The organism is Methylobacterium sp. J-070, assembly GCF_022829385.1.
Lineage (GTDB): Bacteria > Pseudomonadota > Alphaproteobacteria > Rhizobiales > Beijerinckiaceae > Methylobacterium.
In genome coordinates this window covers 1-530 of record NZ_JAKSXX010000112.1, presented here as the reverse complement: position 1 = coordinate 530, position 530 = coordinate 1, and the positions used below count along the sequence as shown (strand labels likewise).

The window sequence follows — 530 nt, the reverse complement described above, 5'->3', positions numbered from 1 at the left end:
GCCTCGGCGACATCATCCTCACGCCGGAACTCAAGACCGTGGTCGCCTGGATCCCGTGGCTGCAGCTCGCGCTGCCGGGCTGCCTGCTCTGGCGCCGGACGATGCCTATCCGCGGTGTCGGCCTCGTCTTCCTGTCGAGCTCCGCCAACGCGCAGTACGGCCTGTTCCACCGCGCCGATTACCCGATCTGCCTCGGGATCGCCGCGTATCGGATCGTCCAGGGCCTCGAGCAGGTTCTGTGCCCGAGGCCCTCGCGGGAAATCAGGAAACAGCCCAGCGTGGCACGTTCGAGGAGTTCCGTGACGGTCCGGAGCCGCGCGGTCACGCGGGCCAGCGCCTTCAGCAGCGAGCCGCCCAGCGGCGTGCGCTCGGACAGGCAGCACAGCATCAGGCAGACCAGCGCGGCCCCCGTCAGCCGCTCGAACTCCGGGCACATCACCTGCTCGAAGCCCTGCGGCGTACCGGCCACGCCGTAGGCGCAGAACCATTTCACGTGCGCGTCGGCCGCGCCCGTGGCGGCGAGGCTCCCT

1 pseudogene is annotated in these 530 nt (G+C 70.4%); it reads right to left on the bottom strand.

Annotated features, from left to right (window positions below):
* Positions 1-178: 178 nt before the first annotated feature.
* Positions 179-530, bottom strand: a pseudogene (locus MKL01_RS08870) (hypothetical protein); the annotation flags it as partial.